The organism is Kocuria sp. CCUG 69068, from assembly GCF_020833785.1.
Classification (GTDB): Bacteria; Actinomycetota; Actinomycetes; order Actinomycetales; family Micrococcaceae; genus Kocuria; species Kocuria rosea.
In genome coordinates this window covers 1-2,965 of the sequence record NZ_PDDL01000193.1, presented here as the reverse complement: position 1 = coordinate 2,965, position 2,965 = coordinate 1, and the positions used below count along the sequence as shown (strand labels likewise).

Genomic DNA, 2,965 nt, shown 5'->3' with positions numbered 1-2,965 from the left:
CGGGCGCCGCGAGCAGCGCCTCGGTTCCCCGCCACGCCTCGGCGCGCGCGACCTCGTCCGGGGGCACCGGCCGGGCGGAGTCCAGCCACCACGCCCCGGCCGCCCCGGTGGCGAGCAGGACCCCCAGCACCAGCGGGAGCACCCGGGGGACGGGCGTGCGGGGATCGGTCACCGGGGGCTCCTGGGGGACGCGGCGGGGGACGGCGGAGGGCCGCGTTCATCATAGGATCTCCAGGACCGACCCCGACGTCCCGACAGCACGAGGAGACCCCGTGAGCGAGCAGAGCACCCCCGGACCCGACGACCAGCGGCTGGCCGAGCTGATCGGCCCCGCGGTGGAGGAGTCGGGGCTCGTCCTGGAGCACGTCGCCCTGAAGCCCGCCGGCACCGGGCTCGTGCTGCAGGTGCTCGTGGACCTGCCGGAGGACAGCACCGACAGCGTGGACATCGACCGGATCGCCGCGGTCTCCCGGTCCGTGTCCGAGCTCCTCGACCGCACGGACCCCGTGCCGGGCTCGGCCTACGAGCTGGAGGTGTCCTCCCCGGGGGCCACGAGGGAGCTCGCGGCCCCGCGGCACTGGCGCCGCTCGATCGGCCGGCTGGTGCGGGTCACCCCGGTGGAGGGCGAGAAGTTCACGGCCCGCCTGCTCGAGGTCGGCCAGGACGGCGTGGTCCTGCAGCGCAGCCACCAGGTGAAGAAGGGGATGCCGGCCCGGCTGCTCGACCCGGAGCGCTGGGCCTTCGAGGCCGTGCGCCGGGCCAGGGTGGAGGTCGAGTTCACGGACTGACGGACCCGGCCACACTCGGCACGAGTGTAAGATGTGCCGTTGACGCCGCGGCGCCCACCGGCGTCGCGGTCCGCAGTGCGACGACAACCGAGTGCGACGACGAGTGCGCGAGCACGACCCGTGGCGGCGCCCCGTCATCCCCGACGGTGCGCTGCGCCGTCCCCGGGGCCGTCAGGTGAGGAAGGCCGGACATGGACATCGATATGAGCACCCTCCGACTGCTGGAGCGTGAGCGCGACATCCCCGTGGACCTGCTCATCCCCACCATCGAGCAGGCCCTCCTGCTGGCGTACCACAAGACCGCCGGCGCGCTGCCGGGAGCGCGCGCCGAGATCGAGCGCCGGACCGGCCACGTCACCATCTGGGCGCCCGAGCTGGACGAGGACGGCGAGGCGGTCGGGGAGTTCGACGACACCCCGGCCGGCTTCGGGCGGATCGCCGCCTCCACGGCCCGCCAGGTCATCCTCCAGCGGCTGCGCGACGTCGAGGACGACGCCGTCCTGGGCCACTTCAAGGGCCGGGAGGGAGAGATCGTCTCCGGGCAGATCCAGCAGGGGCACAACCCCCACATGGTCCAGGTCGACCTCGGCACCGTGGAGGGCGTGCTGCCCCCGCACGAGCAGGCCCCCGGCGAGAAGTACCCGCACGGCGCGCGCATCCGCGCCTTCGTCGTGGAGGTCAAGCGCGGCATGAAGGGCCCGTCCATCACGCTGTCCCGGTCCCACCCGGACCTGGTGCGCCGCCTGTTCGAGATGGAGGTGCCGGAGATCGCCGACGGCTCCGTGGAGATCATGGCGATCGCCCGCGAGGCCGGCCACCGCACCAAGATCGCCGTGCGCGCCACCCAGTCCGGGATCAACGCCAAGGGCGCCTGCATCGGGGAGATGGGCTCCCGCGTGCGCGCCGTGATGAACGAGCTGCACGACGAGAAGATCGACATCGTCGACTGGTCGGACGACCCCGCCCGCTGCATCGCCAACGCCCTGTCCCCGGCCAAGGTGTCCCGGGTGAGCGTGCTCGACGAGCGGGCCCGCTCGTCCCGCGCCGTGGTCCCCGACACCCAGCTGTCCCTGGCCATCGGCAAGGAGGGCCAGAACGCCCGCCTGGCAGCCAAGCTCACGGGCTGGAAGATCGACATCGTGCCCGAGTCGAAGGCCGCCGAGCGCCGCTGAGCCGCGCCGCGGCGGGACCGGCGCCCCCGCCCCGGGGCGGTCCCGGGATCCCGCGCGCCCCCGGTTTCGGCCCAGGGCGGTCCCCGGGATAGACTGGACAGCGGTCAGATCGTTGGTGGTCCCTGTCCGGCGCCCGCTCCCGGCCCGCACGGGACGTCCCCGACGTCCCGGCGCGAGACGAGGAGTACCGAGCGAGTGAGTGCAGACTCCCGTCGCACGTGCATCGGATGCCGGACCACCGAACACCCTGACCAGCTCGTACGTGTGGTGACCGAACCGACCGACAGCGGCCTCCGGGCCGTGGTCGACCGGGACGGCCGCCTCGGCGGTCGCGGAGCCTGGCTCCACCCCTCCCACGAGTGCCTGGACTCGGCCCTGCGCCGGCGCGCCTTCCGGCGCGCGTTCCGGGCGGTCGTGGACACGGAGGCGGTCGCCCCCGCACTGGACGCCCTGCTGTCCACGGGGGCAGCCCCGGCGACCGGACGCACGAGTGCCGACCACAGCCGTCCCCGGACGGCAGCCCGCGCGGTCCGACCGGACCGGTGACCACGTCCGTACGCGGGTGAAGAACTGGAAAGCGAGTCAGAGAACCGATGGAAAACCGATGAGTGCCCAGCGATGAGTGCTTCGTTGTGCTCTGCCAACGGCCTCCCGCGACCCCGCGCCGTCCTCGACGGCCGATGCTCCGGGAGCCTCAACGGAAAATAAGTGGTTCGTGCCTGTTTCGGTGCGGACCGAGACAGGAGAGAAGTGGCCAAGCCCCGCGTTCACGAGCTCGCGAAAGAGCTCGGAATAACGTCCAAGGAAGCGATTTCCACGCTTCAGACCCTGGGTGAGTTCGTCCGAGGCGCGTCCTCGACCGTCGAGCCGCCCGTCGCCAAGAAGTTGCGCTCCGCCCTCGCCGGCCGGGCGGAGAAGTCCGCCCCGGCGGCCCCGGCGCCCGCCGGCAAGCCCGCGTCCAAGCCCGGCGCCTCGTCCCGGCCCGGCACCTCCGCGCCCGCCCCG

Annotated in this window: 4 protein-coding genes; all 4 read left to right on the top strand. The window is 73.4% G+C overall.

The features are described 5' to 3' along the window. Window positions 1–272 precede the first annotated feature (272 nt). Window positions 273–788 carry a ribosome maturation factor RimP gene (gene rimP / locus CRM73_RS18705; RefSeq protein WP_109222388.1) on the top strand — a complete coding sequence of 172 codons (516 nt, stop codon included), beginning with the start codon at window positions 273–275 and terminating at the stop codon, window positions 786–788. A 191-nt stretch (window positions 789–979) separates the two neighbouring features. After that, the gene (gene nusA, locus CRM73_RS18700) at window positions 980–1,960 is read left to right on the top strand and encodes a transcription termination factor NusA (protein WP_017832933.1); all 981 of its coding nucleotides are present in this window, start codon (window positions 980–982) and stop codon (window positions 1,958–1,960) included. Between the two features lie 195 nt (window positions 1,961–2,155). Further along, complete coding sequence (locus CRM73_RS19780) at window positions 2,156–2,506, top strand: YlxR family protein (RefSeq protein ID WP_081615740.1); 351 nt, start codon at window positions 2,156–2,158, stop codon at window positions 2,504–2,506. 204 nt (window positions 2,507–2,710) lie between these two features. Beyond that, window positions 2,711–2,965 (top strand): translation initiation factor IF-2 N-terminal domain-containing protein (locus CRM73_RS18690; RefSeq protein WP_229588730.1); only part of this gene is annotated, 255 nt, incomplete at its 3' end.

What these genes read in the sequence shown, in the direction of transcription:
- nusA (WP_017832933.1), top strand. Translation starts at nt 980, where the DNA reads ATGGACATCGATATGAGCACCCTCCGACTGCTGGAGCGTGAGCGCGAC.